This window comes from Dialister micraerophilus DSM 19965 (assembly GCF_000194985.1).
Classification (GTDB): domain Bacteria; phylum Bacillota; class Negativicutes; order Veillonellales; family Dialisteraceae; genus Dialister; species Dialister micraerophilus.
This window is the reverse complement of sequence record NZ_GL878519.1, coordinates 945471-971154: the sequence shown is the minus strand read 5'-3', so window position 1 is coordinate 971154 and position 25684 is coordinate 945471. Positions and strand designations below refer to the sequence as shown.

Here is a 25684-nt window from a genome sequence, read left to right as displayed (position 1 = left end):
AACCTTTATTTTATCATAATCACGATAATAAAAGTATAGAATACAAATTCATTTCTATATAATCAATTCATTTTAGTATCTCATTCCTTTTATACTTTGTTCAAATACATATATTGTAACTTTTGATATTTTATCTGCATAATCGCATTTCACTTACGCAATACCTTTTGTTCTTCCCGTTTACTTTTTATGATGAAAATTACATATATTTATATAAAGCAAATTTTCCCAATAAAAAACGTCAACATTGTTGACGCTTCTTACTAAAATTTGGCACTTACGCCAAGTTTTACTTTCATATTATTTTCATTTTTTCCGGTTCGATATGTAACTGCCGAATGAATCGTCACATCTTTCTTTATTTCTTTTTCCAATCCCAATTCAATCTCTCCGACAACGTCTATTCCTCGTTCTTTTTTCATTTTTCTAGAAGTGTATCTTTCCATTACTTTCCTTGCGTATGAGTTATCATAATTGTTTAAATATACATTCGCTTTCGCATATACATTTTTATGTGTCGCCTTGATACCCGCTCTAAGCTCATGAAGAGTGAAATCGAGTTTCGGTAACGGATTTAAATCCGGATACACATCATCTAAGCTGTCCTTATAACTGTCTCCATGCATTTTGAACATCGTATATTGAAGTTGCGGTTCTATATGCCAATCATTTTTCCATGGAATTTCCTTCCCTACTTCAAAAGATATTCCCGTTCCGTTTATACTGCGACTTGCCTTCTCATTGGCAAACATTCCGTTATCAACGGTTTCCATATTTCCCTTAGATTCTAAACGTTGAAAAGCAATGTCTGCATATACTCCGTTTTTCAAGTAGCGAGTATGATGAACTCCCCAACCGGACACCTTATAATCACCATCTGATACATAGTGCCCTTTCTCAGAAGAATTAAATTTGTTATAAGCATCAAATACGGTTCTTCTGAAATATTTGGCTTTTTCCGTTCCTTTAATCAAATATATACCCGTCAGTGTATCGGGATTCACCCGATCGATACCTATATGAAGCATATTTACATGAGATTCTTTTTTGAAATTTTTATTGCCTTTCAATATGCGGGAAGACAAACGGTTGGACTGATAATTAGTCCACACTTGGTAACGGTCGCCCAGCTCCCACCGATTACGCCTGTCATCTGCACTTAATATGCTCGATTTCATGATATTTACTTGATTATCCATTTCAGCCGGTTCAATGGCAACGGCATTATGGTATAAAACCATTCTACCATCCTTCAAAAAATAATGTGTCTGTCCATCTTTTTCTATTTTATATCTGATAGAACCGATCCAAGTCGTCAACCTTCGTGGAAAAGAGATATTCTTCTTGAAAATCGAATTATTATTTGCGATATTGGTTCGCATATTAACTTCGTATGTGGCTCCATGTTTTACAACTTGATATCTTATCCAACTAGGTTTCCCTTCAAATTCACCTTCCCAAACTTTAGTTTCCTCATTTGAGAAATAAATTACTTTTCCGTCATTTCGGACAAAACGAAATTCATCCTGAGGTTCAGCATATATGGGATTTTTCATGCACATAAGCAAAGTAAATATACATATTCCGATTATATTCTTTGAAATGTTTTTCATAATCATTCATCCGTTCATTTATTTAATACATATTTTCATCGAGAATTTAATTCTATCACACCCCCCCCCCCGATTTTTACAAATATATTTTAGCCTCTTTTACATAAAAAAACGAAATCGTCATTTTAAACGATTTCGTTTTTCTTTTATATCGCAAATATTTTCAATATTCAATTTATTAAGCATTCTTACTATCTGACAAGGTACCCTTCAAGTCATGATCGGTCATTGCACATACTACCGCATCCGACCATACATTTTCCGCAGTTTCCACCATGTCTATGATTGTGTATATAGGAAGTATTATTCCCATAATTCCTATGGGTGCTCCTACCGATGACATGAGTGAAAGTGTAAGAAAATAGCATCCCATCGGTACTCCTGCATTTCCTACCGCTGATATTACGGATACGAAGAGCCATACTATCATCATCGGAAGTGTCAGTTCGAATCCTCCGTTTTGCATGAGGAAAAGTGATGTAACCAAGATGAATGCCGCACATCCGTTCATATTTATGGTTGTACATATCGGAAGTACGAAACGTGATATTTTCGGATTTACTTTCAAATTTTCTTCTGCCGATGCCAGCGTGACCGGAAGTGTTCCGGCAGAGCTTTTCGAGAAGAACGCAAGTGTTATCGCCGGAAGCATTTTCTTAAATACTTTTACGGGATTGAGTCCTCTTGCAAGGAGATATAAGGGAAGTACTATAAAAAATTGTATTAAGTTTCCGACAATTATAACGAGTGTGTATTTTCCCAATGCTCCTACAATAATTCCGGTTGCAATTTGTGCGGAAAGTTGTGCAGAGAATGCCAAAATTCCGAGAGGCAATGCCCAAATTATCGCTTTTATCAATACAAACAGTATTTCTTGCAATCCGTTTATTCCTTTGAGCAAGACTGCGTGATTTTCAGTTTTGGGCATAAATGCAAGTGACAGCCCTACTGCAGCGGATATAATCATCACAGAGAGAGCATTTCCTTCCAAGTACGGTTGCAATATATTATTCGGTATTACTGAAAGGAAGTGATCATAATAGCTTATATGTGTCAGTTTTTCAGGTACTTGTTCGACACCTGCATTCACAAGCGATACCGGTAAGTTTCCGGGGTCAACAACTATGTATAGAGCAAGTCCTATGGCAGCGGCACATATTGTTGTAAGCAGTGTGTATGTAAGTGCGTGTACAAATATGCGTCCGGTGTCTTTTTTTACTCCTATTGATGCAAGTGTTGTTATTACGGTGAGTGAAATGGTCGGTATTGCTATGAATTGAAACAGTCGTGTAAATACGGTGGCAACAAATGCAAACATCTGGTTGAGCATCGTATTTCCAAGTCCACCCAGAATTCCTCCGACAATCAACGCGGCAATCCACAAAATGACTTGCTTGCTTTGGTGATTGTGTCGACTTTTGAGTATCAGTTCTTCCGCTTGTTTTTCAATCGAGATGTTTTTATTTTCTTTTTCCATTTTTGCCTCCTATGCACAAACAGTAAAAAACGTTCCATTTCCAATGGAAAGAGATACACTCCGATTGTTTGAATATTCCGACTTCCACATATAATACCGATGTTGTTTTTATTTTTTATCGATACCGGAAATTCTCGGTTTTGTGCACTTTTTTTCGGGTGAATATTATTTTCAGTCTATCATTCATGTTATTTATTGTCAACGAATTTTGTTTTTTCGATTTATTATATTTTCGTGCAAAAAAACGGGATAATTTCAAATATCCCGTTTCATTTACTATTTTCTTTTCAGTTCCGGTTGCTTGTTGTGTACAACTACGTCTTCGGTTATTATACATTTTTCCACGTCTTTCATTTCCGGTATGTCGTACATTACTTTTTGCATTATTTTTTCTATAATGGCACGAAGTCCTCTTGCACCTGTATTTCTTTCGATTGCTTTTTTTGCTATCGCACGTATTGCTTTTTCTTCAAATTCAAGTTCGACGTTGTCCATTTTAAGCAACTTTTTGTATTGCTTTATCAATGCGTTTTTCGGTTGTGTCAAAATTCGCACCAGTGCGTCTTCGCTCAAAGGACTGAGTGCTACAAGTATCGGAAGTCTGCCTATAAATTCCGGTATGAGTCCGAATTTCAAAAGGTCTTCAGGCTCTACCATGTTTAATATTTTTGCTACGTCTTTTTCTTCTTTTTTCTTTATATCGGCACCGAATCCGACTGCACTTTTTGTCAGTCGTTTTGCTACTACTTTGTCCATTCCTGCAAATGCTCCTCCGCATATGAAGAGTATTTTCGAGGTGTCGAGTTGTATCATTTCCTGATTCGGATGTTTTCTTCCTCCTTGAGGCGGTACGTTTGCAACCGTTCCTTCCAGTATTTTAAGGAGCGCTTGTTGTACGCCTTCTCCCGATACGTCTCGTGTTATTGACGGATTTTCCGATTTTCTTGCTATTTTGTCTATTTCGTCTATGTAAACTATTCCTCTTTCCGCTTTTTCAAGGTCGTAGTCTGCCGCTTGTATAAGTCTGAGCAGTATATTTTCTACGTCTTCACCTACATAGCCCGCTTCGGTAAGTGTTGTAGCATCGGATATTGCAAAAGGTACATCCAAAAATCTTGCAAGTGTTTGTGCAAGAAGTGTTTTTCCGCTGCCGGTCGGACCGAGCATTATTATATTGGACTTTTGCAGTTCGACATCGTCGTTTCCGCCGTCCTTTTCGTATTTTATACGTTTATAGTGGTTGTATACCGCTACTGCAAGTGCAATTTTGGCTTCTTCTTGATCTATAACGTATTGATCCATGTATTCTTTTATTTCTACCGGTGTCGGAAGCTTGAATTCTTCTTCAAATTCGGATTCGTTTACTTTATATTGTTCTTTCAATATATTTGCACAGACATCTATACATTCATTGCATATGTAAACGTCCGGTCCTGCAATAAGTTTTCTGACTTTGTCTGCAGTTCTTCCGCAAAAATTGCATTCCGGCGATTTTCTACGTTTATTATCCAAAATACCTCCTTCAGTCTTTTGCAGTTAATTCGTTTCTTGTGAGAATTTTGTCGATAAGTCCGTATTTCAAGGCGTTTTCCGCTGTCATGAAATTGTCTCTTTCGGTGTCTTTTTTTATCACGTCAAGGGGTTGTCCGGTATGTTTTGCCAAAATTCCGTTCAATTCGTCACGTAATCTTAAAATTTCACGTGCATGTATTTCTATTTCCGTTGCTTGTCCTTGTACTCCTCCCAAAGGTTGGTGAATCATAACATTTGAGTGGGGAAGTGCAAATCTTTTGCCTTTTGCTCCGGATGTCAAAAGTACCGCCGCCATGCTTGCGCATGAACCAATGCAAATGGTAGATACGTCGGGTCTTATATACTGCATTGTGTCATATATCGCCATTCCTGCGGTTACCACTCCTCCGGGACTGTTTATGTATAAGTGAATGTCTTTGTCCGGATCTTCTGCTTCCAAAAACAGAAGTTGCGCGATAATTACATTTGCCATATGGTCTTCTATTTGTCCGTCAAGAAATATAATTCTGTCTTTCAACAGACGTGAATAGATATCATATGAACGCTCTCCGTGAGAGGTTTGTTCTACTACTATCGGAACGTATGCCATTATTATCCCTTCTTTCATTTTTTGAAAAAAAGAGACGACAGTATAATCTGCGTCTCCTTTCTTGTATTTATTTTTTATTTTGCTTCTGCCGCTTCGATTGCTGCAATAATTTCAGCTTTCTTTGCTCTTGAATCCAAAGCGATGCCTTTTTCTTCAGCATATGCTTTCAATTCTTTAACGGTTTTTGATGCAAGATCGCTTTCGGCTTTTTCTTTCTTTTCTTCTTTTACTTCTTTTACTTCATCTTTCTTTGCTTCGCCGAAAATGAATGCTGCAGCTTTCTTTCTGCGTACATTATCTACGAGCATACCTACACGGTTTTCTTCCTTGATAATGTTTACTACATCTTTCGGTTCAGCATTGAATTGCTGTGCCATGAAGTATACTTCCATTGACAAGTCGTTGTCTGTTACAGTCAATTTTTCTTTGTCCGCTATTGCACCGAGTATCAAACTCTGACGAACTTCTTTTGCCGCATTTTCTTCATATTGCTTACGGAATTCTTCTTCAGTCTTGTTTACATTTTTCAAGTATGTATCGAAGTCGAGATTTCTTGCCTGCATATTGAGTTTCATTTCGGAAATGATTTCGTCAATTCTCTGATCGATCATTTCTTTCGGAATGTCCACTTCTGAATTTGCAACCGCTTTTTCCACCAATGCCTGACGGTACATGTCTTCAGCTTGCTGAACTGCCTGAAGCTGCATCTGCTGTTTCAAGCTATCTCTTAAGTCTTTAATTGTTTCGAATTTGCCGACGCTCTTTGCAAATTCGTCATTCAATTCCGGTACTTCTTTACGTTTTACGTCATTGATGTGTACTGCAAATTCCGCATCTTTGTTTTCAAGTTCAGCCTTGAAATAAGGTTTCGGGAATTTTACTTTTACGGTAACGTCATCTCCCGCTTTGTGTCCTTTGAGCTGATCTTCAAATCCCGGAATGAAGCTGTTGGAGCCGATTTCGAGCGGGTAGCCTTTTCCTTCTCCGCCTTCAAACGGTTTTCCGTCAACCGTTCCTTTGAAGTCGATGAATACGTAGTCGCCCTTTTCTACTGCAGAGCCTTCCGGAACCACTTTGAGACGTGCACTCTGTTGTGCAGCCATCTTGAGTTGTTCTTCTACTTGTTCATCCGTAATCTTTACGTCATGCTTTTCAACTTCCAAGCCTTTATATTCACCGAGTTTTACATCGGGCTGCTTAACGAATGTAGCTGTAAAAGTAGCACCTTCTTTTTCTGAGAAAACATCAGCTTTGATATCCGGCTGTGTTACCGGAACCAATTTATTTTCAGCAAGTGCTTCATTCATAGCTTTGTTAATTACGATATCCTGTGCTTCGGCAGCAACAATTGCTTTTCCGAAACGCATTTCCAAAGTCTTGCGCGGTGCTTTTCCCTTACGGAATCCCGGTACGTTGACACGATTGGAAATACGTGACACAGCCTGTTTAAAACCCTTTGCTACTGCTTCAGCCTCAACTTCGATATGAAGACTCACTTTGTGCTGATCCAGTGCTTCTACTTTTACCTTCATAAAAATTAATCCTCCTTAAGTCGGTATTCCGACAAATTGATACCTTTTTATCTTACCAACATAAGACAAATCGCAATGTATATTTTATCATATACAGCCCGAAATCTCAAACTTGCGCATTTTGCATTTTATATCTTTATGCCGATTTGATTAATATTCATACATAACTATAACATATCGGAGAAAAAATTTCTCCATTTTATACCGATATTAAATTTTAATTTATTTTAAATCGGACTTTTGGTCTTTTTTATAAGTCCGCCATGCACTTCCTGTACGTCAAATACCGACAAGAATGCGGCTTCGTCTATTTCACGTACAACCATTTTTAATTTCATAACTTCAAGTCTTGATACCACGCAATAAAGCACGTCTTTGCTGTCTTTCAAAAATCCGCCTTGTCCATGAAGTCTTGTAACTGCTCTACCCATGCTGTGCACTATGGCATCGGATACCGCATCGTAATTTTTTGTAATGATAAATACGCCTTTGGAAGAATCGAGTCCCGTTGCGACATTGTCCATCAATCTTGAGCATATGAAGTATGCAATAAGCGAGTACATTGCACTGTTCCAAGTGAAAACGAATCCTGATGTACCCAATATGAAAAAGTTGAAAAACATTACTATTTCACCGACAGAAAATGATGTTTTACGATCCAAAAGTATCGCAACTATTTCTATGCCGTCGGTCGAACCACCGAATTTTATTACAAGTCCGATACCTATACCCATTATAATTCCTCCGAATATTGTGGATAAAAACGGATCGGTAGTTGCAGGTGGAAGTTTTTTAAGCATATGGCTGGCAATCGAAAATACAAGTATGGAATAACCGGAGTACAAAGCAGTCCTTGCACCCAATCTTTTATATCCCAAGTAGAAAAAAGGAATATTAAGCAATACAACCAGTATACTGAAGTGTATGCCTGTAACAGCTTGCAACAACAGTGAAATACCGGTAACACCGCCGTCAATTACATTGTTCGGAACCAAAAAAAGACCGAGACCGGCGGAATATATTACAGCGCCCAAAGAAAGTCCTACAATGTTTCTTACGTGTGAAGACCATCCGTCTTCAACTAATGGCTTCATGCAATTCCTCCTTCCTATAAAAAAAACACCACGTTGTTCGTAGTGTTTTATAATGGCGGAAAGGGAGGGATTCGAACCCCCGAACCGTGTTCACGGTTAACGGTTTTCAAGACCGCCTCCTTAAACCACTCGGACACCTTTCCATAACATTAATATTGTAATAGATATGGCTTTATATGTCAAACACTTTTTACAATATTGCCTAATTGCCTATATAAATGTTTTTAACTTATAGGAAACAGTATTCGTGCCGCATATATAACTGCCGGCATTGTTATAACTGACAGAAATGTACTCATTGTAACTATTTCTGTGGCGAAATTTACACAGTTTTTAAATTCTATCGCATAAAGTACCGAGTTTACGGGTGCTGGGGCGCATGACATTATCAATATGGCTTGGCAGGTAATCGGCGAAAAATTTATACCGAACATATTTGCAAATTTTATCAAAATAAATCCAGTTACCGGTCCCATGATAAGTCTTAAAAAGCACGCAATCCACGAGTCAAAATGTTTAAATGATATTACGCTTCTATGTATTTGCACTCCCAATGCGGTCATAACCACCGCTACGAGAGCCGCCGCACTGTATTGAAATACCGGCCACATGAATGTACGTGTCATGTCTATATCAAGCCATTTAACGGCAAATACCGCAGCAAGTGTGTATATTACCGGTATATGAAATATAACTTTTATCGCATCTTGAGGTGTAAGTCTCCCTTTCCCGGCTTGGTATAATCCCAATGTGTTCAAAAACATATTCATTTGTATGAGTATCATCGTGGATGTTGCAAATGCTTCGGGTAGGTATATCGCTTTACCGTTCACAATAAACGGTGCATTTGAAAATACCAATGTTATAAGTGCGGCACCTATATTTCCTGTATTTGAAAACATTGTTCCGTTTTTTATGGCTTCTATTCGTGAGCTGTCAAATTTTCTCAACTTACCTACCACGGTGGCAAGTATTCCTACTATTATCATTTGCCCTATCGCTATAAAGTACACATTCAAAAGCATTATATTTATTTTTGCATTATAGATACTGTAGAATATAAAACTCGGCAAAATTACATAAAATGTAAGTTTTGTAAGTGCGGTCACTTGAAGATTGAATTTTATATCCATCAAGTATCCTACCGCTACAAATATAATGAGCGGCACTATATTATTTATTATTATATGTAAAAATTCCATTTTATTGTCCTATCGGAAATAAGTAAGGTGAAATATATATTACTGTCGACATTGTAATTATTCCGAGTATCGTGTTAAACAATATCGATTGCAGTACATACGATTTATATTTGTCGTGTTCATTTGCATATACAGCTGTCAAAAATGAACTTGATATCGATGAGTATATGAAAAATACTTGTGAATCCAACGGATTCGGTAAATTTATTATTTTCAAAATTATATATGCCAAAACAGGATTAATTATAAGTTTTGCAAATGCGGAAACATACATGAATTTATCCGGTTTTTTCCATTTGATACGATTTATTTGCATTCCTACAGATATCAGTACCAATATCATGAATGCTCCTATGTAGTGTTTGATAATCGACCAGAGAAATGTTGTTTCTATATGGAAACCGAGTGTTTTTACAAGTATTGCCAATATGATTGCATATATTGAAGGCATCTTGATTATATGTTTTATCGTATTTTTGAATGACAATTCTTCTTCGCCGAATTGACAGGGTTCAAAAATATATATCGCCGAAAGCATTATCAGCAAAAGAAGTACTATCGTGCCTCTGCTTTCATTTATAAGACTTTGTTCTATATCCGCTATATACGGCATTCTCGAGTAAATAAGCATCACAAGTGATATTCCTATATATCCTATGCTCGAGTAAGTGGATATCGCTTTAAATATGGTTTTTTTATCTTTTTCTATTTTAAAAAGTCTTGCAAATATACTTGAACAAAAATATTGCAGAGTTATAAGCACTATCGCCAGCGGAACAAGTACCAAGCTTGAGTATGAAGGAATATAATTATATATTCCGTAAAAAACAAAGCATGGTAATGTTACCCATATAATGAGTTTGTTGTATGTACTTAAATCTATTTTAAATTTAGAATCAAGAAATATTCCTGCTCCTATAAGCACTATAAGAGGAAGTATTCCGTCCCACAAAATTTCTAAAAATACCATATTTTTACCTTTCATAAATTATGTATTTCAGTATACATTCTATATGCTTCAGTTGCAATATTCATTTATTGTAATGCTTCTATCTTGATATATTTTATACATATAGTTCTTTTTTGGGGTTGTTTTTGTTATTTTCCTTATATTTTGGAAATATAAATGTATTTGTCATAATAAAATTTCAAAATAAAAAGGATTGTAAATAAAAAACAAAACAATATATCGTTTATTTCGTATTGTCCTATGTGAATTTTAATTTGTCCGTATTTAAGTATACCGCTTTTATGAAATTTGACACCGCAGCAAAAATAATCTCAATAAATTTTACTACAAAAAACTTTCATCATTTATTTACATAAATCAGTTCATATTCGATTAATTGTGATTAATTATATCGGTTTCCCGATAAATTAAAATCGAAGACGAATATTATTTACTTGCATCCGAATTTATTATAGAACCTTATTTATGCAACCGAGGTATTATATTTATTGATTTATATTATGCCTTTTGACTTAGTATCAACAAAAAAATTTTTGCATTGAAAAACGCTTCCCTTTCGGAAAGCGTTTTATTTTAGTCTACCAATTCAATGATTGCTTTCGGTGCGTTATCTCCCAAACGTGCATCCAACTTGAGTACACGGGTATAACCTCCGTTGCGATCTGTGAATTTTTTTCCTATTTCATCAAATAACTTTTTGGTTATCGCTTTGTCCATAATGAAAGATTCAGCCTGACGACGTGCATGGAGATCTCCTCTTTTGGCAAGGGAAATCATTTTGTCTGCTACGTGGCGAAGTTCTTTTGCCTTTGATTCAGTGGTCTGAATACGGCCATACTGGAAAAGAGATGTAACCAAGCTGCGAAGCAATGCTTTACGTGCTCCGCTGATTCTTCTCAGTCTACTACGAGCCATTTCTTTCCTCCTATTTATTACTCATCATTATCTTTAAGATGAAGTCCCCAGCCTTTGTATGCTGCGAGTTTTTCTTTTATTTCATCTACAGATTTCTTACCTAAATTACGTACGCGAGTTAATTCATCTTCCGTTTTGTCGGTTAACTGGTCGAGCATATTTATTTCCGCTCTCTTTAAACAGTTGAACGCTCTAACGGATAATTCCAATTCTTCAATCGGAATTACTGAAAGGTCCGGTGAATCGTCTTTTTCTTCGATTTCCGGCTCAATTTCATCAACGTCAATTTCAGGAATTTGTTTGGTTGCCAATCTCCGGAAATTTTCGAAGTACTTTATCAAAATGGTTGCAGCTTGCGCCACTGCATCTTCCACTTTAACTGATCCGTCAGTTTCCAATTCCAATGTCAGTTTGTCGTAGTCCATTTCATTTCCTACACGTGTGTCACTGACTTTGTAATTACATTTTACAACCGGAGTAAAAATGGAGTCGATAGGAATTATTCCGATTTCGTCATTTTTCTTGTTCTTGTTAAAAGGAACATAGCCATGACCTCTGTCGATTGTCAATTCCATACCTAAATGAGCATCGGCATCCAGAGTGCATATTTCCAAATCGGTATTTAACACGTCTATTTCAGACGGCAGTTGCATGTCTCCTGCATGGAAAATACCTTCTTTATCTATGTCTATACGAACTTGAATAGGAAATACCGCTTCATCATGAGCAATGAAACGAATTTTCTTTAAATTCAATATCATATCGGTTACATCTTCTCTAACGCCTTCAATTGTTGTAAATTCATGAAGTACGCCGTCAATTTTTATCGATGTAATAGCCACACCGTCTAATGATGAAAGTAATACGCGTCTTAAGCTGTTTCCCAATGTTATACCGAATCCTCTTTCGAGCGGTTCACATTCAAACTTACCATAACGTTTATCATCACTCAGTTCCACAATCTTTATCGCGAAGCTTGTATTTTCAATCATCCGAAAGTCCTCCTTCTGCGCCAGAAGACGCCAAAATTCTTACGCAAAAGCAATTATATTCTTCTACGTTTCGGAGGACGACAGCCGTTGTGCGGAATAGGAGTTACGTCCTTAATACTGCTGATTTCAATGCCTGCTGCCTGTAATGCACGGATAGCGGCTTCTCTACCTGCTCCCGGTCCTTTTACAAATACGTCTGCTGAACGCATACCGTGATCGATTGCAACTTTAGCTGCTTTTTCTGCTGCCATTTGTGCTGCAAACGGTGTGCTCTTACGTGATCCTCTGAAGCCCAATTCTCCTGCGGATGCCCATGAAATGGTGTTTCCGTTGGAGTCTGTAATCGTTACAATCGTATTGTTGAATGTTGAACGAATATGAGCTGCACCGGTTTCTACATGTTTTCTTTCTCTTCTCTTACTTTTTACTGTAGCCATGTTTCTCCTCCTTCAACATTACTTAACTGTTGCAGTTTTCTTTGCTGCAATAGTTTTTCTAGGTCCTTTACGTGTACGTGCATTTGTCTTTGTACGCTGTCCACGTGTGGGAAGTCCTAAACGATGACGACGACCTCTGTATGATCCGATTTCTACCAAACGCTTAATATTGAGGGATTCTTCACGACGAAGATCACCTTCAACTTTGTATTCACCTACTGCATTACGAATCTTTGCTACATCATCTTCATTTAAATCTCTAACACGGGTATCCGGGGATACTCCTGTTTCTGCCAATATTTTTTTGGAAAGAGTAAGGCCAATTCCATAAATATAAGTTAAGCCGATCTCAACGCGCTTATCTCTCGGTAAGTCTACACCAGCTATACGTGCCATATACTCTATACCTCCTTTTCTTTATTAACCCTGTCTTTGTTTATGTTTCGGATTTTCGCAAATAACCATTACACGGCCTTTACGCTTTATAACTTTACATTTGTCACACATCTTCTTGACGGACGGTCTGACTTTCATCTTGCTTCCTCCTTACTTACTTGTAACGATAGGTTATCCTGCCGTGATCCAAATCGTATGCTGTCAGTTCGACAGTGACTTTGTCTCCCGGTAAAATTCGAATGAAGTTCATTCTCATTTTTCCCGAGATATGTGCCAATACGATATGTCCGTTTTCTAATTTGACGCGGAACATGGCATTAGGAAGTTTTTCAACTACTTTGCCTTCCACTTCAATGACGTCTTCCTTGCTCATGAGAGCCTCCTTTGACTTTGTGAATTTATCAATATCGTAATACGTTTCAATTACGCAATGTCAAAATTTCAGGTCCTTCTTCGGTAATCACAAGGGTATGTTCCATGTGAGCTGACGGAAGTCCATCTTTTGTGAGTACGCTCCACCCGTCTTTCAGGGTGTATACTTTTTCACTTCCCATTGTAATCATGGGTTCTATACAGATGCACATTCCTTCTTCCAGTCGCGGACCATGTCCGGGAGTACCGTAATTCGGTATTTCCGGTTCTTCATGCATTTCCGTTCCTATACCATGCCCTACATATTCCCTGAGTACACCGTAGCCATAGGGCTTTACAAAGCTCTCTATCGCATGTCCGATATCACCGACATGATTACCGACGACTGCTTGTTTGATACCGGCAAAAAGAGCATTTTCGGTAACTTCTATAAGTTTCATGTTCTTTTTGCTTGTTCTGCCGACCGGAACGGTAATACAGGAGTCTCCTTTGTAACCGTCTACTTCTACGACAAGATCGATTGATATTATATCGCCTTTTCGAAGAATTCTTTTTGCTGAAGGTATTCCATGTACAACGACTTCATTTACCGATGTACACAGTGTTGCGGGGTATCCTTCATATCCTTTGCAGGCCGGTATACCTCCGTTTGCTCTTATAAATTCTTCAGCCATTTTGTCGAGGTCAAGCGTGCTTATTCCCGCTTTGACTTCTTTTGCCAACATAGAAAGTGTATCTGCTGTCAATTTGCTGGCAGCAGCTATCTTTTCTATTTCTTTCGGTGTACGAATCGTTATCATTTTGACGCTTTCTCCAATGCTGCTTGGATCTGTTTGTATACGTCTTCCATAGATTGATTACCGTCTATTTCACAATAGCTTCCGCTTTCCTTGTAATAGTCGATAAGAGGTTTTGTTTTGCTTTCGTATACTGCAAGTCTTTGTCCTACAGTTGCTTCGTTGTCGTCTGCACGCTGATAGAGTTCACTACCGCAGTTGTCGCAAATATTTTCTCTTACCGGAGGACGGAATTCTTTGTGGAATGAAGCACCGCATTTTTTACACATCATTCGTCCGCAAATTCTCTTTATGAGGTCTTTGTTTTCTACTTTGATGGTAATAACGGATGTCAACTTTATTCCGATTTCTTTCAAAATTTTATCTAATGCACGAGCTTGATCCGTATTGCGTGGGAATCCATCCAATATCCACCCTTTTTTGCAGTCTTCTTGCTGTAATCGTTCTTTAACGATGCCTATTGTTACGCTGTCGGGAACCAGTGCTCCTTTATCCATATAACTTTTGGCTTCGATACCCAGAGCGGTTCCAGCTTTCACGGCAGCTCTGAACATGTCTCCCGTTGAAATCTGGGGGATTCCGTAATCACGAATGAGTTTTTCTGCCTGTGTGCCTTTTCCTGCACCGGGCGGTCCCATTAATAAGATGTACATAGATCCCAACTCCTTCTAACTTTTAATTATTTTAAAAACCCTCGGTAGTTTCTTGTAACCATCAATGATTGTGCTTGACGCATCGTTTCCAATGCTACTCCGACTACAATCAGAAGTGCCGTTCCTCCGAAGTATACTCCTTGTATTCCGGTTATATTACCGATAAAGTTCGGAAGTATAGCTACAAAGGCAAGGAATATCGCTCCTGTAAGTGTAATTCTTGTGAGTACTTTGTCGATATACATCATTGTCGGTTCTCCGGGACGTATTCCCGGTATAAATCCACCGTATTTTTTCATGTTGTCGGCCAAGTCTTTTACATTTACCGTTATTGCTGTGTAAAAGTATGTAAACATGAATATCAATATTCCGTATAATATTGTGTTCGGCCATGTGCCCCAACCGAATAATGTGGCTAATGACTTCACCCAATTTATATGTACAAATTGTGCAAGTGTAACCGGCATCATAATTATTGATGATGCGAAAATTATCGGAATAACTCCTGCCTGATTTACTTTGAGAGGTAAAAAGGTGGAGTGTCCTCCGTACATTTTTCTTCCTACTACACGTTTTGCATATTGTACGGGTATACGTCTTTGTGCTTCATTTACAGCGATTACCACAAGTATCATTGCAAGTCCTATTACTACAAAAAGGAGTGCTTGCAACGGTGTTATCGTACCGACTTTAAGGTAATCCACAATTGTACTTGCAGCTTCCGGAAATCTTGCTACGATACCGCAGAAAATGATTAAGGAAATTCCGTTTCCTATACCTTTTTCAGTGATTTGTTCGCCAATCCATACCAAAAGGCATGTTCCTGCTGTCAGTACTATAACGATAAAGAATAAGAAAAACCAACTGTTGTCCAGCAACGCATTATTTGCACGCAGTGCATATGCCATTCCGAAGGCTTGAATGAATGCAAGTACTACAGTAAAGTAACGTGTTACTTTTTGTATTTTCTTGTATCCTTCTTGGCCATCTTTCTGCCATTCTTCCAGTGTCGGAATTACGGCGGTTAACAACTGCATAATAATGGATGAGTTGATATACGGGGTTATGCTCATTGCAAATAATGAAAACTTGCTCAGTGCTCCACCTGAAAATAAGTCCAAAAATCCGAAAATATTTCCGGATGTAAACAGACTTTCTATAACAGATGAGTCAACTCCAGGTACAGGAATATGTACTCCCAACCTGAAGATGACAAACATCACAAATGTGAACAGAATACGATCTTTGAGTTCTTTATTTGCAAATATATTTGCGAATGCAGACCCCATATTAGATCACCTCTGCTTTTCCACCGGCTGCTTCAATTTTTTGTTGTGCGGATTTTGTGAATCCTTGAGCTCTTACAGTAAGGGCTTTTTTCAATTCACCGTTTCCAAGAACACGTACACCATCACGAACATTTTTCAAAATTCCGGCTTCTACCAATGTTGCCGGATCTACTACAGCATTGTCTTCGAAACAGTTCAAGGATTCTACGTTTACGATTGCAAATTCATCTGCAAAAATATTCTTGAATCCACGTTTCGGAAGACGACGATACAGAGGCATCTGACCGCCTTCAAAACCCGGACGAACTCCACCGCCTGTTCTGGCATTTTGTCCTTTTGCACCACGGGTAGATTGTTTACCCATGCCTGAACCGATTCCGCGTCCTACACGACGACGTACTCTTGTAGAGCCTTCTGCCGGTTTTAATTCATGCAGTTTCATTAGTGCACCTCCTTCTCTTATTCAGCTTCTTTACATTCAACCAGATGACGGACTTTGTGCACCATGCCCTTTATCTGTGGTGTCAATTCTTTTTCTACTGAGGAATTGGTCTTTTTGAGACCAAGTGCCTTTACAGTTGCAACTTGATCGGGTTTGGAGCCGATCACGCTTTTCTTCAAAGTAATTATAACCTTCATGATCGCTCTCCTGTTAATTGTAAATCTCTTCTACACTTTTACCGCGAAGCGCTGCTACTTTACGAGCATCTTCCAATTTTGACAATCCGTCCAATGTAGCTCTTACCATGTTGATCGGGTTTGAAGAGCCCAAGGATTTTGTCAAAATGTCACGAACACCCGCTAATGTCAATACTGCACGAATCGGACCTCCGGCAATAACTCCACAACCTTCTGCCGCCGGTTTCATGAATACTCTTCCTGCTCCGTATTCACCGATCATTTCATGCGGAATTGTTCCGTTTTTAAGTGTTACGGTAATCAAATTTTTCTTTGCGTCTTCTACGCCTTTACGAATAGCTTCCGGAACTTCGGCAGCTTTTCCCAATCCTAATCCTACTCTGCCTTTTCCGTCTCCTACTACTACTACGGCTGCAAAGGAAAAACGACGACCGCCTTTTACAACTTTAGCTACGCGATTTATAAATACGACGTTTTCTTTTAAGTCGGATTCTTGTTTTTCAAATCTTGGCATGTGTTTTCTCCTTTACCTTAAAATTTCAAGCCGCCTTCACGCGCACCTTCTGCAAGAGCTTTCACTCTTCCATGATAAATGCATCCGCCGCGATCGAATACAACCGCTTCGATGCCCTTTTCCAAAGCTCTTTTCGCCACGAGAATTCCAACTTCCTTGGCTGCTTCTACATTGCCGCCATATGGAAATTTGGCTTTAATTTCTTTATCTAAGGTATTTGCCGATACCAGCGTTTTACCTGATTCATCGTCAATCACCTGTGCATAGATGTTGGCGAGACTGCGGTAAACATTAAGACGCGGACGAGCGGCAGTACCGGAGATTTTCTGACGAAGGCGCAGATGGCGACGTTCCAATTGTGCCTTACTTGCATTTTTACGCATATCTGTTTACCCCCTGATTACTTTGTCGCACCGGTCTTGCCTGCCTTACGGCGGACATGTTCACCGGAATAACGAATACCTTTACCTTTATATGGTTCCGGTTCACGCCATGAACGGATTTCTGCCGCAACTTGGCCTACCAGTTCCTTGTTTGCACCGGATACTTCAATTACTACTGAAGAAGGTGTTGTAATTGTTATTCCTTCCGGCGGTACTACTATGACCGGATGTGAGAATCCCAATGCCAATCTTAAATCTTTACCCTGCATCTTTGCATTGTAGCCGACGCCCTGGATTTCCAATTTCTTTTTGAATCCTTCGGTAACTCCCACAATCATGTTGTGAATGAGTGTACGGGTAAGTCCGTGTAATTCACGGCTTTCAATTTCATCATTCGGACGTGTAACGATTACTTCGTTACCTTCCAATTTTACATCCATTAATGGATGTAAATTACGTTCCAATGTTCCTTTTGAACCTTTTACGGTTACCTTATGTCCATCAATCTTGATTTCCACTCCTGCCGGTACCGCAATCGGTTTATTGCCTATTCTTGACATTATATACCTCCAACTGCTTACCAGACATACGCAAGAACTTCTCCGCCCAAACCGGCTTTTCTTGCCGCTTTGTCGGTCATAATTCCTTTGGATGTGGAAATAACTGCTATTCCGAGGCCTCCCAATACACGCGGTAATTCTTCTTTGTTTGCGTAAATTCTCAAGCCCGGTTTTGATATTCTTTTCAGACCTTTAATTACTTTTTCACGGTTTGCTCCATATTTCAGTGTTGCGCGCAAAACTTTGTGATTTTCAACTTCAATCTGTTCTACTGTACGGATAAAGCCTTCATCTTTCAAAATTTCAAGCACAGCGGCCTTAATTTTAGAAGCAGGCATATCTACTTTTTCATGATATGCATCGTTCGCATTACGAATACGAGTAAGCATATCCGCAATCGGATCGGTTGTTACCATTATATTTAATCCTCCTCCCGAAATTTATTACCAGCTGGCTTTTCTAACGCCCGGTATTTCTCCACGGTATGCCAAGTCACGGAATTGGTTTCTGCAAACTCCGAATTTACGCATGTATCCATGGGGACGTCCGGTCAATTTACAACGATTATGCAAACGTGTCGGAGAAGCATTGCGAGGCAATTTACTGAGAGCTTCATAGTCGCCCGCTTCTTTCAAAGCACGACGTTTGGCTGCATATTTCTGAACCGCGATTTCTCTTTTCTTTTCGCGTTCCAACATAGACTTCTTTGCCATATTGTCCTCCTGCTTACTTCTTAAACGGCATTCCGAAGAGTCTCAAAAGTTCACGAGCTTCTTCATCTGTTCTAGCCGTTGTAACTACTATAATATCCATTCCGCGGATTCTGTCGATTTTTTCGTAATCGATTTCCGGGAAAATCAACTGTTCTTTAACGCCCATTGCATAGTTTCCGCGGCCGTCAAAGCTTTCCGCACTGACTCCTCTGAAGTCACGTACGCGGGGAAGTGCAATATTAATCAAGCGATCTAAGAATTCATACATTTTTTCATGACGTAAAGTTACTTTGCAGCCTAACGGCATTCCTTCACGAATTTTCCATGATGCGAGTGATTTCTTGGCTTTACAGATAATCGGCTTTTGTCCTGTTATCTGAGCAAGATCTGATGCCGCAGCATCTACTGCTTTGGAGTTTTCTGTCGCTTCGCCTACACCGATATTAATTACGATTTTTTCCAATTTCGGTATTTCCATTTCGTTTGTGTAGCCGAATTTTTCACACATGGATTTCTTTATCTGTTCTACATATAAATCATGTAATCTGGACAATTTTTATCCTCCTTTCCCCGTTACTTAACCTTATCTAAAATAGCACCGCTCTTAACGGAAGCTCTTACATATTTTCCGTCTTCTTGCTGTACTTTCTTAATACGTGTCGGTTTCTTTGTTTCAGGATCTAAAATCATTACATTTGAAGCATGTAAAGGCGCTTCTTTTGAAATAATTCCGCCTTTCGGATTTGCCTGATTCGGCTTTATATGTTTCTTTACAATGTTGATTCCTTCTACAACTACTTTGTTGTCCTTGGGCATTGCGGAAATAATTTTTCCCTGTTTACCTTTATCTTTTCCGGATATTACTACTACCGTATCTCCGGTTTTTACGTGCATTTTATGACTCATTATGTGCCTCCCTTAGAGTACTTCCGGTGCCAGAGAGATGATTTTCATGAAATCTTTTTCACGTAATTCTCTTGCTACCGGTCCGAAAATACGGGTTCCTATCGGGCTCTTGTCGTCCTTGATTAAAACTACGGCATTTTCGTCAAAACGAATATGTGATCCGTCTGCACGATTTACGCCGTCTACTGTACGAACGATGACACCTTTTAATACCTGGCCTTTCTTTACAACGCCGCCGGGTGATGCGTCTTTCACCGTGCAAACTACTATATCACCGATGTTACCGCTTCTGCGGAAAGAACCGCCCAATACTTTAATCACAAGGACATTCCTAGCACCGGTATTGTCTGCAACGTTGAGTCTGCTTTCTTGCTGAATCATCGTGCCAATCCTCCTATTTTTTTATTACATTAATTATGACGGGCAACGATTTTTTCTACTCTCCAACGTTTGTCTTTTGACAACGGGCGAGTTTCAACTATGCGTACTACATCACCGATACGACATTCGTTGTTTTCGTCATGTGCTTTGAATTTTGTTGTGGTATTTATAGACTTTTTGTACTTCTTGTGCGGAACTTTACGTTCAACAGCTACAACAATTGTCTTGTCCATTTTGTCGCTGACAACAGTTCCCTGACGCACTTTACGTACGTTTCTTACTTCTGCCACGTTGAGATCCTCCTTTTGGATAAACCGTTATGCCTGCTTTTCTGCAGCCTTCAATTCTTCTTCACGCTGAACAGTTTTTATTCTGGCGATGGTCTTCTTTACTTCACGAATACGCATCGGGTTTTCAAGCTGTCCTGTAGCGAGTTGAAAACGGAGGTTAAACAGTTCTTCCTTCAAGCCGGCAACCTTCTTATCTAATTCGGCAGAGCTCAAATTACGAATTTCATTGACCTTCATTTTATTCACCTGCCACTTCTTGACCTTTAACTACAAATTTTGTCTTGATCGGCAGCTTGTGTCCTGCAAGACGCAATGCTTCTTTGGCCATTGCTTCCGGAATTCCGCCTATTTCAAACATTACGCGGCCCGGTCTTACAACTGCTACCCAGTATTCTACCGATCCTTTACCGCTTCCCTGACGGGTTCCGATCGGCTTTGCCGTTACCGGCTTGTCCGGGAATATTTTTATCCATACTTTCCCGCCACGTTTTGTGTAACGTGTCATAGCGATACGTGCCGCTTCTATCTGTCTACTTGTAATCCATGACGGTTCCATAGCAACTAATCCATATTCACCGTATGTTACAGTGTTTCCGCGACGATCTCTTCCTTTCATACGTCCACGAAATTGTTTACGGTATTTTGTACGTTTCGGAATTAACATCAGGAATCACTCCTTTCGGCATTTCTATGACGGCGATCGCTTCTTCTTCCGCCTCTGCGGTTTTCATTGCGGTTGTTTCTTTCCTTGCCTGTACGAACATTTTCCGCTTCGTCTACCATCTGTCCTGGTGCAAGTTCACCTTTATAAATCCATACTTTTATACCTATTGCACCGAATGTTGTATGTGCTACAGACACGCCGTAGTCAATGTTTGCTCTTAATGTCTGAAGCGGTATTGAACCTTCACGATAGCTTTCGGAGTGTGCAATTTCAGCTCCGCCCAAACGGCCTGATACTGTAACTTTTACTCCTTTTGCTCCGCTACGCATTGTTCTTCCTACTGCCTGTTTAACGGCACGACGGAAGCCGATACGACGTTCAAGCTGAGATGCTATGTTTTCTCCTACGAGAATAGCACTCAAGTCGCTGGATTTAATTTCCAATATATCAATATCAATTTCTTTATCTGTAACAGTTTTTAAAGCTTTCTTGATATCTTCGATACCTGTACCGCCTCTTCCGATAACCATTCCGGGCTTGGCTGTATAGATAGCAATCTTTACTCTGTTTCCTACGCGCTTAATGCCGATTTTTGAAATACCTGCTACGAAGAGGTGCTTTTTCAAAAATTGACGAATCTTTGTGTCTTCCACCAGCTGTGCAGCATAATTCTTTTCTGCAAACCATTTGGAATTCCAGTCATTGATTACGCCCACGCGCATTCCATGCGGATTTACTTTCTGACCCAAAACGTTTCCCTCCTTTGATTATTCTTTTTCAGAAACTTTCACCGTCAGTATGCTGGTACGTTTCATAATTGCGAACGCTTGTCCGCGAGAACGGGGATGAACGCGCTTCAACACCGGACCTGCATCTACGAAAATTGTAGAAACATACAAATTATCAATATTCATATTATTATTGTTTTCAGCATTTGCCATTGCGCTTTTCAGTGCTTTTTCAATTACACTTGAAGCGGCTTTCGGGGTATGACGAAGAATATTTATCGCTTCTCCTACATTTTTACCACGAATAAGGTCTGCTACAACGCGAACCTTACGAGGCGAAATGCGGATATTTCTTGCTATTGCCTGAACTTCCATCTTTTTCCTCCTCGTTAAGCGTTTTCGCTCTTGTTATGACCTTTGAAGGTACGAGTAGGTGCAAATTCTCCAAGTTTATGTCCTACCATATCTTCAGTTATATATACCGGTACATGTTTTCTTCCATCATGAATCGCAATCGTATGACCTACGAAGCTCGGCAGGATGGTAGAAGCACGAGACCAGGTTTTTACTATTTTGTTCTCATTAGCTTCATTCATCGCATTAATCTTTTTTACAAGTGAGAATGCGACAAACGGCCCTTTTTTAACGGATCTTGACACTTTTACTCCTCCTTATCTTACTTGCGTCTCTTTACGATCAATTTTGTGGATGCCTTTTTCTTATCGCGTGTCTTCACGCCGTATGCAGGCTTGCCCCACGGAGTAACCGGACGCTTACGACCGACCGGTGATTTACCTTCACCACCACCGTGCGGATGATCATTCGGATTCATTACTACACCACGGTTTGCAGGTCTTACGCCTAACCAACGATTTCTTCCTGCTTTACCTATGGTAATGTTTTCGTAGTCTTCATTTCCTACTGCACCTACGGTTGCTCTGCAACGAATGTGCACTTTACGTAATTCACCGCTCGGCAAACGAAGTAATGCATAGTCTCCTTCTTTAGCCATAAGCTGTGCGGAAGCTCCTGCAGAACGAACCATCTGTCCGCCTTTACCGATTTTCATTTCTACGTTGTGTACTACTGTACCTAACGGAATATTTACAAACGGTAAGCAGTTTCCTACTTTAATATCCGATTCCGGTCCGCTTGTTACAACGTCTCCGACATTAAGTCCCTTCGGTGCCAAAATGTAGCGCTTTTCACCATCTGCATAGTTCAAAAGTGCAATTCGACATGTACGGTTCGGATCATATTCTACGGTTGCAACTGTTGCCGGAATATTATCTTTATTTCTCTTAAAATCAATAATTCTGTACTTACGTTTATGTCCGCCACCCTGATGACGTACTGTCGTCTTTCCGGAATTATTACGTCCGCCATGATTATGAATAGGAGCCAGAAGTGATTTTTCCGGTCTATTTGTTGTAATTTCATCAAAACTTGAAACAGTCATCTGACGGCGTCCGGGGGTGTAAGGTTTAAATGATTTGTGACCCATTGTTTACTCCTCCCTTAACCTTCGAAGAGTTCAATTGTTTCGCCCGGTTTGAGTGTAACAATTGCTTTCTTCCAATCACTGCGACGACCCTGAGTGCGGCCCAGACGTTTCATCTTGCCTTCATAACGCATGGTATTCACAGCCTGTACTTTTACATTGAAGACTTGTTCTACCGCTTGACGAATTTCAATTTTCGTTACATTAAGCGGTACTTGGAATGTATATTTTCCCTCTTCCATAAGAGCTGTCGATTTTTCCGTTACAATCGGTTTTATGAGGATATCACGTGCGTCCATTATGCCAGTACCTCCTCAATCTGTTTAACTGCTTCTTGTGTCATAAACAACTTTGTGTAGTGAACAAGGTCATAAATATTTATTCCGCAAGTTCCGATTGCTTTTACACCCGGAATGTTACGTGCACTTAATACCGTGTTTTCTACAGCTTTTCCGCCGTCTATAATTAAAGCTTTACTTGCTTCAAAAGCTTTCATCATTTCTACAACCTGTTTTGTCTTCGGTGCTTCGAAGTTTATTTGGTCGATAACAATCAATTCATTTGCACGAAGTTTTTCGCTTAATGCAGATTTTACTGCCAATCTACGTGCTTTCTTTGTCATACCTTTTGCATGACTTCTCGGTGTGGGTCCAAATACTGTACCACCGCCTACCCACAATGGTGATCTGATTGATCCCACTCTGGCACGACCGGTACCTTTTTGTCTCCACGGTTTTTTACCGCCGCCTCGTACAAGGCCTCTGGTTTTTGTGGCATGTGTTCCCAAGCGTTCATTTGCTTGCTGACGAACAACTGCCTGATGAATTACAGCTTCGTTATATTCTACACCGAATATGCTGTCATTCAACTCTACCTCACCGGCTGCCTGACCGGCAATGTTATACAGTGTTACTTTCGGCATTGAGATTTTCCTCCCTCTTCAGAACATTTTTCTGTTGTTCCATACAATATTATTTTGCAGATTTAACGGCTTCCTGCACTTTTACAAGGCCGCCCTTAGGTCCGGGGATTCCGCCTTTTACAAGCATAAGGTTACGAGCGGTATCAATTCTTACCACTTTCAAGTTTTGCACGGTTACACGGTCACATCCCATGTGGCCCGGCATCTTCTTACCCTTGAAAACCTTTCCGCCGCCGCCTGACATACGAGCTCCCAATGAAGCTGTCTGACGGTGATTTTTTGAACCGTGGCTTTCCGGTCCGCGTTGATGGTTATGACGTTTAATTGTTCCGGCAAAACCCTTACCTTTGCTTATGCCGACTACGTCGATAACATCACCTTCTGCGAATATATCGGCAGCCAGAGTTTGGCCTACTTCATAAGCCGGTTTTTCCGAGAATCTGTGTTCACGAAGGAACTTTGTCGGAGCAACTCCGGCCTTTTCAAATTGACCCTTCAACGGTTTTGTAAGGTGTTTTTCTTTTATTGCGCCATATCCGAGTTGAACTGCATAATAACCGTCTGTTTCAACTGTTTTTACAGCAACTACTGTGTTCGGCAATACTTCAATTACAGATACCGGAACCAAATCTCCGTTTTCTGCAAACACCTGAGACATTCCTAATTTTCTTCCCAAAATAGCTTTAGACATTTCGCACCTCCTTACGCTTTAATTTCAATGCTGACACCCGCCGGTAATTCCAATCTCATCAGCGCATCTGCTGTTTTCTTGGACGGATCGAGAATGTCAATCAATCTTTTGTGAACACGCATTTCAAATTGTTCACGACTGTCTTTGTTGACATGCGGAGAACGAAGAATTGTGTACACATTTCTTTCTGTCGGAAGCGGAATCGGTCCTGAAACTCTAGATCCCGTTCTCTTCGCGGTTTCCGCAATCTTCGCCGCACTCTGATCTACAGCTTTGTGATCATAGCCTTTGAGGCGAATTCTGATTTTTTCCTGTTTCGACATACTAAACCTCCTACGTTCATTTCTTGAATGAACTGCTCCGTGGAAATTCCCCTGCATCGCAGGCCACCTTCCACTTCATAGTTTTTTCGGCACCATGTAAAGAACTGCTTGTGTATTCTTTCTATAATGCTCAACTTTTAAATAATACTATTATTTTTAATTATTCGCAACTATTTTATAAAAACTTTATATTTATTTTTACATATAGTTTAAAGTTCGACAAACACTGAATATTTCTTAAGTTTATATTTTTGTTATAATTAAAAACACGCATCCGTGTGTGTCCGCTTTTTTTCATTACTATATCATAATTTTTGCAAAACTTCCACTTTTTTACGTTTTCAGGCGTTTTTACGCTTTATTCGCTCCACTTCACGAATTAATTTATTTTTGTTTAAATTATTTGTTTTAACATCCGTCAACATTTTATTTTAAGAATAAGCTTTTTCCGATTATTCTGAAATAAATATTTTGTTTTATCAGGTTTATACAAAATATTGAAATAAAACATAATATTTCAAATTTCAAAAAACATTATCTACCGCTTTATATTATGAAGAATTTTACACATCAAATCGTAATACATCACTCATTCTTTGAAAAAAACG

General features: G+C 39.4%; 38 protein-coding genes and 1 tRNA gene. All 39 read right to left on the bottom strand.

The genetic code is table 11. The features are described 5' to 3' along the window. Positions 1 to 263 precede the first annotated feature (263 nt). On the bottom strand, positions 264 to 1613 hold the full coding sequence (locus HMPREF9083_RS04585) for an autotransporter outer membrane beta-barrel domain-containing protein (protein ID WP_035062694.1): 1350 nt from the start codon (positions 1611 to 1613) through the stop codon (positions 264 to 266). 178 nt (positions 1614 to 1791) lie between these two features. Next, positions 1792 to 3090, bottom strand: coding sequence for a dicarboxylate/amino acid:cation symporter (locus HMPREF9083_RS04580; protein WP_007556232.1), 1299 nt, complete (start codon positions 3088 to 3090; stop codon positions 1792 to 1794). Between the two features lie 276 nt (positions 3091 to 3366). Continuing rightward, positions 3367 to 4602, bottom strand: a complete 1236-nt coding sequence (gene clpX / locus HMPREF9083_RS04575; RefSeq protein ID WP_007556231.1) for an ATP-dependent protease ATP-binding subunit ClpX — start codon at positions 4600 to 4602, stop codon at positions 3367 to 3369. 10 nt (positions 4603 to 4612) lie between these two features. Continuing rightward, positions 4613 to 5212 carry an ATP-dependent Clp endopeptidase proteolytic subunit ClpP gene (gene clpP, locus HMPREF9083_RS04570; protein ID WP_174249865.1) on the bottom strand — a complete coding sequence of 200 codons (600 nt, stop codon included), beginning with the start codon at positions 5210 to 5212 and terminating at the stop codon, positions 4613 to 4615. A 74-nt stretch (positions 5213 to 5286) separates the two neighbouring features. Next, positions 5287 to 6744 carry a trigger factor gene (gene tig, locus HMPREF9083_RS04565; RefSeq protein WP_007556228.1) on the bottom strand — a complete coding sequence of 486 codons (1458 nt, stop codon included), beginning with the start codon at positions 6742 to 6744 and terminating at the stop codon, positions 5287 to 5289. A 227-nt stretch (positions 6745 to 6971) separates the two neighbouring features. After that, a complete protein-coding gene (locus HMPREF9083_RS04560; RefSeq protein ID WP_007556227.1) occupies positions 6972 to 7838 on the bottom strand; it encodes a YitT family protein in 867 nt (288 codons plus the stop codon). Positions 7839 to 7891: 53 nt separating this feature from the next. Beyond that, positions 7892 to 7981, bottom strand: a tRNA-Ser gene (locus HMPREF9083_RS04555). Positions 7982 to 8062: 81 nt separating this feature from the next. Beyond that, positions 8063 to 9040, bottom strand: coding sequence for an AEC family transporter (locus tag HMPREF9083_RS04550; RefSeq protein WP_007556226.1), 978 nt, complete (start codon positions 9038 to 9040; stop codon positions 8063 to 8065). 1 nt (position 9041) lies between these two features. Then, complete coding sequence (locus HMPREF9083_RS04545) at positions 9042 to 10010, bottom strand: AEC family transporter (RefSeq protein ID WP_256998187.1); 969 nt, start codon at positions 10008 to 10010, stop codon at positions 9042 to 9044. A 573-nt stretch (positions 10011 to 10583) separates the two neighbouring features. Further along, a complete protein-coding gene (rplQ, locus tag HMPREF9083_RS04540) occupies positions 10584 to 10925 on the bottom strand; it encodes a 50S ribosomal protein L17 (protein ID WP_007553958.1) in 342 nt (113 codons plus the stop codon). Between the two features lie 17 nt (positions 10926 to 10942). Beyond that, a complete protein-coding gene (locus HMPREF9083_RS04535; protein WP_007553956.1) occupies positions 10943 to 11917 on the bottom strand; it encodes a DNA-directed RNA polymerase subunit alpha in 975 nt (324 codons plus the stop codon). Between the two features lie 53 nt (positions 11918 to 11970). Continuing rightward, a complete protein-coding gene (gene rpsK, locus HMPREF9083_RS04530) occupies positions 11971 to 12354 on the bottom strand; it encodes a 30S ribosomal protein S11 (protein WP_007556224.1) in 384 nt (127 codons plus the stop codon). Between the two features lie 18 nt (positions 12355 to 12372). After that, the gene (rpsM, locus tag HMPREF9083_RS04525) at positions 12373 to 12750 is read right to left on the bottom strand and encodes a 30S ribosomal protein S13 (protein ID WP_007553983.1); all 378 of its coding nucleotides are present in this window, start codon (positions 12748 to 12750) and stop codon (positions 12373 to 12375) included. Between the two features lie 24 nt (positions 12751 to 12774). Beyond that, positions 12775 to 12888 (bottom strand): 50S ribosomal protein L36, encoded by a 114-nt coding sequence (gene rpmJ / locus HMPREF9083_RS04520; protein WP_007556223.1) that lies wholly within the window; start codon positions 12886 to 12888, stop codon positions 12775 to 12777. A 16-nt stretch (positions 12889 to 12904) separates the two neighbouring features. Continuing rightward, positions 12905 to 13123 carry a translation initiation factor IF-1 gene (gene infA, locus HMPREF9083_RS04515; RefSeq protein ID WP_007554001.1) on the bottom strand — a complete coding sequence of 73 codons (219 nt, stop codon included), beginning with the start codon at positions 13121 to 13123 and terminating at the stop codon, positions 12905 to 12907. A 46-nt stretch (positions 13124 to 13169) separates the two neighbouring features. After that, positions 13170 to 13922: a type I methionyl aminopeptidase gene (gene map / locus HMPREF9083_RS04510; protein ID WP_007553999.1), complete on the bottom strand. Its 753-nt coding sequence runs from the start codon at positions 13920 to 13922 to the stop codon at positions 13170 to 13172. After that, positions 13919 to 14572 (bottom strand): adenylate kinase, encoded by a 654-nt coding sequence (locus HMPREF9083_RS04505; RefSeq protein WP_007554079.1) that lies wholly within the window; start codon positions 14570 to 14572, stop codon positions 13919 to 13921. The genes map and HMPREF9083_RS04505 overlap by 4 nt, the downstream gene beginning before the upstream one ends. A 26-nt stretch (positions 14573 to 14598) precedes the next feature. Continuing rightward, positions 14599 to 15861 carry a preprotein translocase subunit SecY gene (gene secY, locus HMPREF9083_RS04500; RefSeq protein WP_007554003.1) on the bottom strand — a complete coding sequence of 421 codons (1263 nt, stop codon included), beginning with the start codon at positions 15859 to 15861 and terminating at the stop codon, positions 14599 to 14601. 1 nt (position 15862) lies between these two features. Next, complete coding sequence (gene rplO / locus HMPREF9083_RS04495) at positions 15863 to 16303, bottom strand: 50S ribosomal protein L15 (RefSeq protein WP_007554040.1); 441 nt, start codon at positions 16301 to 16303, stop codon at positions 15863 to 15865. 17 nt (positions 16304 to 16320) lie between these two features. Then, positions 16321 to 16500, bottom strand: coding sequence for a 50S ribosomal protein L30 (rpmD, locus tag HMPREF9083_RS04490; RefSeq protein WP_007556222.1), 180 nt, complete (start codon positions 16498 to 16500; stop codon positions 16321 to 16323). A 13-nt stretch (positions 16501 to 16513) separates the two neighbouring features. Beyond that, a complete protein-coding gene (rpsE, locus tag HMPREF9083_RS04485) occupies positions 16514 to 17014 on the bottom strand; it encodes a 30S ribosomal protein S5 (protein WP_007553950.1) in 501 nt (166 codons plus the stop codon). A 17-nt stretch (positions 17015 to 17031) separates the two neighbouring features. Beyond that, positions 17032 to 17397, bottom strand: a complete 366-nt coding sequence (gene rplR, locus HMPREF9083_RS04480; RefSeq protein WP_007553992.1) for a 50S ribosomal protein L18 — start codon at positions 17395 to 17397, stop codon at positions 17032 to 17034. A gap of 17 nt (positions 17398 to 17414) precedes the next feature. Next, positions 17415 to 17957, bottom strand: coding sequence for a 50S ribosomal protein L6 (rplF, locus tag HMPREF9083_RS04475; RefSeq protein ID WP_007556221.1), 543 nt, complete (start codon positions 17955 to 17957; stop codon positions 17415 to 17417). A 17-nt stretch (positions 17958 to 17974) separates the two neighbouring features. Continuing rightward, on the bottom strand, positions 17975 to 18373 hold the full coding sequence (gene rpsH / locus HMPREF9083_RS04470; RefSeq protein WP_007554070.1) for a 30S ribosomal protein S8: 399 nt from the start codon (positions 18371 to 18373) through the stop codon (positions 17975 to 17977). A 27-nt stretch (positions 18374 to 18400) separates the two neighbouring features. Then, the gene (gene rpsN / locus HMPREF9083_RS04465) at positions 18401 to 18670 is read right to left on the bottom strand and encodes a 30S ribosomal protein S14 (protein WP_007554072.1); all 270 of its coding nucleotides are present in this window, start codon (positions 18668 to 18670) and stop codon (positions 18401 to 18403) included. 13 nt (positions 18671 to 18683) lie between these two features. After that, positions 18684 to 19223 (bottom strand): 50S ribosomal protein L5, encoded by a 540-nt coding sequence (gene rplE, locus HMPREF9083_RS04460; protein ID WP_007556220.1) that lies wholly within the window; start codon positions 19221 to 19223, stop codon positions 18684 to 18686. Positions 19224 to 19243: 20 nt separating this feature from the next. Beyond that, positions 19244 to 19576 carry a 50S ribosomal protein L24 gene (gene rplX / locus HMPREF9083_RS04455; protein WP_007556219.1) on the bottom strand — a complete coding sequence of 111 codons (333 nt, stop codon included), beginning with the start codon at positions 19574 to 19576 and terminating at the stop codon, positions 19244 to 19246. Positions 19577 to 19588: 12 nt separating this feature from the next. Further along, complete coding sequence (gene rplN / locus HMPREF9083_RS04450) at positions 19589 to 19957, bottom strand: 50S ribosomal protein L14 (protein WP_007556218.1); 369 nt, start codon at positions 19955 to 19957, stop codon at positions 19589 to 19591. A 29-nt stretch (positions 19958 to 19986) separates the two neighbouring features. Then, on the bottom strand, positions 19987 to 20247 hold the full coding sequence (gene rpsQ, locus HMPREF9083_RS04445) for a 30S ribosomal protein S17 (protein ID WP_007556216.1): 261 nt from the start codon (positions 20245 to 20247) through the stop codon (positions 19987 to 19989). 27 nt (positions 20248 to 20274) lie between these two features. Continuing rightward, positions 20275 to 20484, bottom strand: coding sequence for a 50S ribosomal protein L29 (rpmC, locus tag HMPREF9083_RS04440; RefSeq protein WP_007554074.1), 210 nt, complete (start codon positions 20482 to 20484; stop codon positions 20275 to 20277). 1 nt (position 20485) lies between these two features. Continuing rightward, positions 20486 to 20911 (bottom strand): 50S ribosomal protein L16, encoded by a 426-nt coding sequence (rplP, locus tag HMPREF9083_RS04435; RefSeq protein ID WP_007554082.1) that lies wholly within the window; start codon positions 20909 to 20911, stop codon positions 20486 to 20488. Beyond that, positions 20911 to 21660, bottom strand: a complete 750-nt coding sequence (gene rpsC / locus HMPREF9083_RS04430; RefSeq protein ID WP_007556214.1) for a 30S ribosomal protein S3 — start codon at positions 21658 to 21660, stop codon at positions 20911 to 20913. The genes rplP and rpsC overlap by 1 nt, the downstream gene beginning before the upstream one ends. A gap of 18 nt (positions 21661 to 21678) precedes the next feature. Next, positions 21679 to 22014, bottom strand: a complete 336-nt coding sequence (rplV, locus tag HMPREF9083_RS04425) for a 50S ribosomal protein L22 (RefSeq protein ID WP_007553984.1) — start codon at positions 22012 to 22014, stop codon at positions 21679 to 21681. A 14-nt stretch (positions 22015 to 22028) separates the two neighbouring features. Then, complete coding sequence (rpsS, locus tag HMPREF9083_RS04420; RefSeq protein ID WP_007554076.1) at positions 22029 to 22298, bottom strand: 30S ribosomal protein S19; 270 nt, start codon at positions 22296 to 22298, stop codon at positions 22029 to 22031. A 17-nt stretch (positions 22299 to 22315) separates the two neighbouring features. Further along, the gene (rplB, locus tag HMPREF9083_RS04415) at positions 22316 to 23143 is read right to left on the bottom strand and encodes a 50S ribosomal protein L2 (protein WP_007554051.1); all 828 of its coding nucleotides are present in this window, start codon (positions 23141 to 23143) and stop codon (positions 22316 to 22318) included. A gap of 14 nt (positions 23144 to 23157) precedes the next feature. After that, the gene (rplW, locus tag HMPREF9083_RS04410; RefSeq protein ID WP_007554037.1) at positions 23158 to 23439 is read right to left on the bottom strand and encodes a 50S ribosomal protein L23; all 282 of its coding nucleotides are present in this window, start codon (positions 23437 to 23439) and stop codon (positions 23158 to 23160) included. Beyond that, on the bottom strand, positions 23439 to 24062 hold the full coding sequence (rplD, locus tag HMPREF9083_RS04405) for a 50S ribosomal protein L4 (protein WP_007556213.1): 624 nt from the start codon (positions 24060 to 24062) through the stop codon (positions 23439 to 23441). Before rplD ends, rplW begins: the two co-directional genes overlap by 1 nt. A gap of 49 nt (positions 24063 to 24111) precedes the next feature. Further along, the gene (rplC, locus tag HMPREF9083_RS04400; RefSeq protein WP_007554006.1) at positions 24112 to 24753 is read right to left on the bottom strand and encodes a 50S ribosomal protein L3; all 642 of its coding nucleotides are present in this window, start codon (positions 24751 to 24753) and stop codon (positions 24112 to 24114) included. An 11-nt stretch (positions 24754 to 24764) separates the two neighbouring features. Next, positions 24765 to 25076: a 30S ribosomal protein S10 gene (rpsJ, locus tag HMPREF9083_RS04395; RefSeq protein WP_007553960.1), complete on the bottom strand. Its 312-nt coding sequence runs from the start codon at positions 25074 to 25076 to the stop codon at positions 24765 to 24767. Positions 25077 to 25684: the final 608 nt, after the last annotated feature.

Excerpts from the sequence above, each read along its gene's own strand:
- HMPREF9083_RS04585 (WP_035062694.1), bottom strand. The coding sequence starts at position 1,613 with ATGAAAAACATTTCAAAGAATATAATCGGAATATGTATATTTACTTTG.
- HMPREF9083_RS04580 (WP_007556232.1), bottom strand. The coding sequence starts at position 3,090 with ATGGAAAAAGAAAATAAAAACATCTCGATTGAAAAACAAGCGGAAGAA.
- clpP (WP_174249865.1), bottom strand. The coding sequence starts at position 5,212 with ATGGCATACGTTCCGATAGTAGTAGAACAAACCTCTCACGGAGAGCGT.
- tig (WP_007556228.1), bottom strand. The coding sequence starts at position 6,744 with ATGAAGGTAAAAGTAGAAGCACTGGATCAGCACAAAGTGAGTCTTCAT.
- HMPREF9083_RS04560 (WP_007556227.1), bottom strand. The coding sequence starts at position 7,838 with ATGAAGCCATTAGTTGAAGACGGATGGTCTTCACACGTAAGAAACATT.
- HMPREF9083_RS04550 (WP_007556226.1), bottom strand. The coding sequence starts at position 9,040 with ATGGAATTTTTACATATAATAATAAATAATATAGTGCCGCTCATTATA.
- HMPREF9083_RS04545 (WP_256998187.1), bottom strand. The coding sequence starts at position 10,010 with ATGGTATTTTTAGAAATTTTGTGGGACGGAATACTTCCTCTTATAGTG.
- rplQ (WP_007553958.1), bottom strand. The coding sequence starts at position 10,925 with ATGGCTCGTAGTAGACTGAGAAGAATCAGCGGAGCACGTAAAGCATTG.
- HMPREF9083_RS04535 (WP_007553956.1), bottom strand. The coding sequence starts at position 11,917 with ATGATTGAAAATACAAGCTTCGCGATAAAGATTGTGGAACTGAGTGAT.
- rpsK (WP_007556224.1), bottom strand. The coding sequence starts at position 12,354 with ATGGCTACAGTAAAAAGTAAGAGAAGAGAAAGAAAACATGTAGAAACC.
- rpsM (WP_007553983.1), bottom strand. The coding sequence starts at position 12,750 with ATGGCACGTATAGCTGGTGTAGACTTACCGAGAGATAAGCGCGTTGAG.
- rpmJ (WP_007556223.1), bottom strand. The coding sequence starts at position 12,888 with ATGAAAGTCAGACCGTCCGTCAAGAAGATGTGTGACAAATGTAAAGTT.
- infA (WP_007554001.1), bottom strand. The coding sequence starts at position 13,123 with ATGAGCAAGGAAGACGTCATTGAAGTGGAAGGCAAAGTAGTTGAAAAA.
- map (WP_007553999.1), bottom strand. The coding sequence starts at position 13,922 with ATGATAACGATTCGTACACCGAAAGAAATAGAAAAGATAGCTGCTGCC.
- HMPREF9083_RS04505 (WP_007554079.1), bottom strand. The coding sequence starts at position 14,572 with ATGTACATCTTATTAATGGGACCGCCCGGTGCAGGAAAAGGCACACAG.
- secY (WP_007554003.1), bottom strand. The coding sequence starts at position 15,861 with ATGGGGTCTGCATTCGCAAATATATTTGCAAATAAAGAACTCAAAGAT.
- rplO (WP_007554040.1), bottom strand. The coding sequence starts at position 16,303 with ATGAAACTGCATGAATTAAAACCGGCAGAAGGCTCTACAAGAGTACGT.
- rpmD (WP_007556222.1), bottom strand. The coding sequence starts at position 16,500 with ATGAAGGTTATAATTACTTTGAAGAAAAGCGTGATCGGCTCCAAACCC.
- rpsE (WP_007553950.1), bottom strand. The coding sequence starts at position 17,014 with ATGCCAAGATTTGAAAAACAAGAATCCGACTTAAAAGAAAACGTCGTA.
- rplR (WP_007553992.1), bottom strand. The coding sequence starts at position 17,397 with ATGCGTAAAAATGCAAGTAAGGCACAATTGGAACGTCGCCATCTGCGC.
- rplF (WP_007556221.1), bottom strand. The coding sequence starts at position 17,957 with ATGTCAAGAATAGGCAATAAACCGATTGCGGTACCGGCAGGAGTGGAA.
- rpsH (WP_007554070.1), bottom strand. The coding sequence starts at position 18,373 with ATGGTAACAACCGATCCGATTGCGGATATGCTTACTCGTATTCGTAAT.
- rpsN (WP_007554072.1), bottom strand. The coding sequence starts at position 18,670 with ATGGCAAAGAAGTCTATGTTGGAACGCGAAAAGAAAAGAGAAATCGCG.
- rplX (WP_007556219.1), bottom strand. The coding sequence starts at position 19,576 with ATGAGTCATAAAATGCACGTAAAAACCGGAGATACGGTAGTAGTAATA.
- rplN (WP_007556218.1), bottom strand. The coding sequence starts at position 19,957 with ATGATTCAGCAAGAAAGCAGACTCAACGTTGCAGACAATACCGGTGCT.
- rpmC (WP_007554074.1), bottom strand. The coding sequence starts at position 20,484 with ATGAAGGTCAATGAAATTCGTAATTTGAGCTCTGCCGAATTAGATAAG.
- rplP (WP_007554082.1), bottom strand. The coding sequence starts at position 20,911 with ATGTTAATTCCGAAACGTACAAAATACCGTAAACAATTTCGTGGACGT.
- rplV (WP_007553984.1), bottom strand. The coding sequence starts at position 22,014 with ATGGAAGTTCAGGCAATAGCAAGAAATATCCGCATTTCGCCTCGTAAG.
- rplB (WP_007554051.1), bottom strand. The coding sequence starts at position 23,143 with ATGGGTCACAAATCATTTAAACCTTACACCCCCGGACGCCGTCAGATG.
- rplW (WP_007554037.1), bottom strand. The coding sequence starts at position 23,439 with ATGGACGCACGTGATATCCTCATAAAACCGATTGTAACGGAAAAATCG.
- rplD (WP_007556213.1), bottom strand. The coding sequence starts at position 24,062 with ATGCCGAAAGTAACACTGTATAACATTGCCGGTCAGGCAGCCGGTGAG.
- rplC (WP_007554006.1), bottom strand. The coding sequence starts at position 24,753 with ATGTCTAAAGCTATTTTGGGAAGAAAATTAGGAATGTCTCAGGTGTTT.
- rpsJ (WP_007553960.1), bottom strand. The coding sequence starts at position 25,076 with ATGTCGAAACAGGAAAAAATCAGAATTCGCCTCAAAGGCTATGATCAC.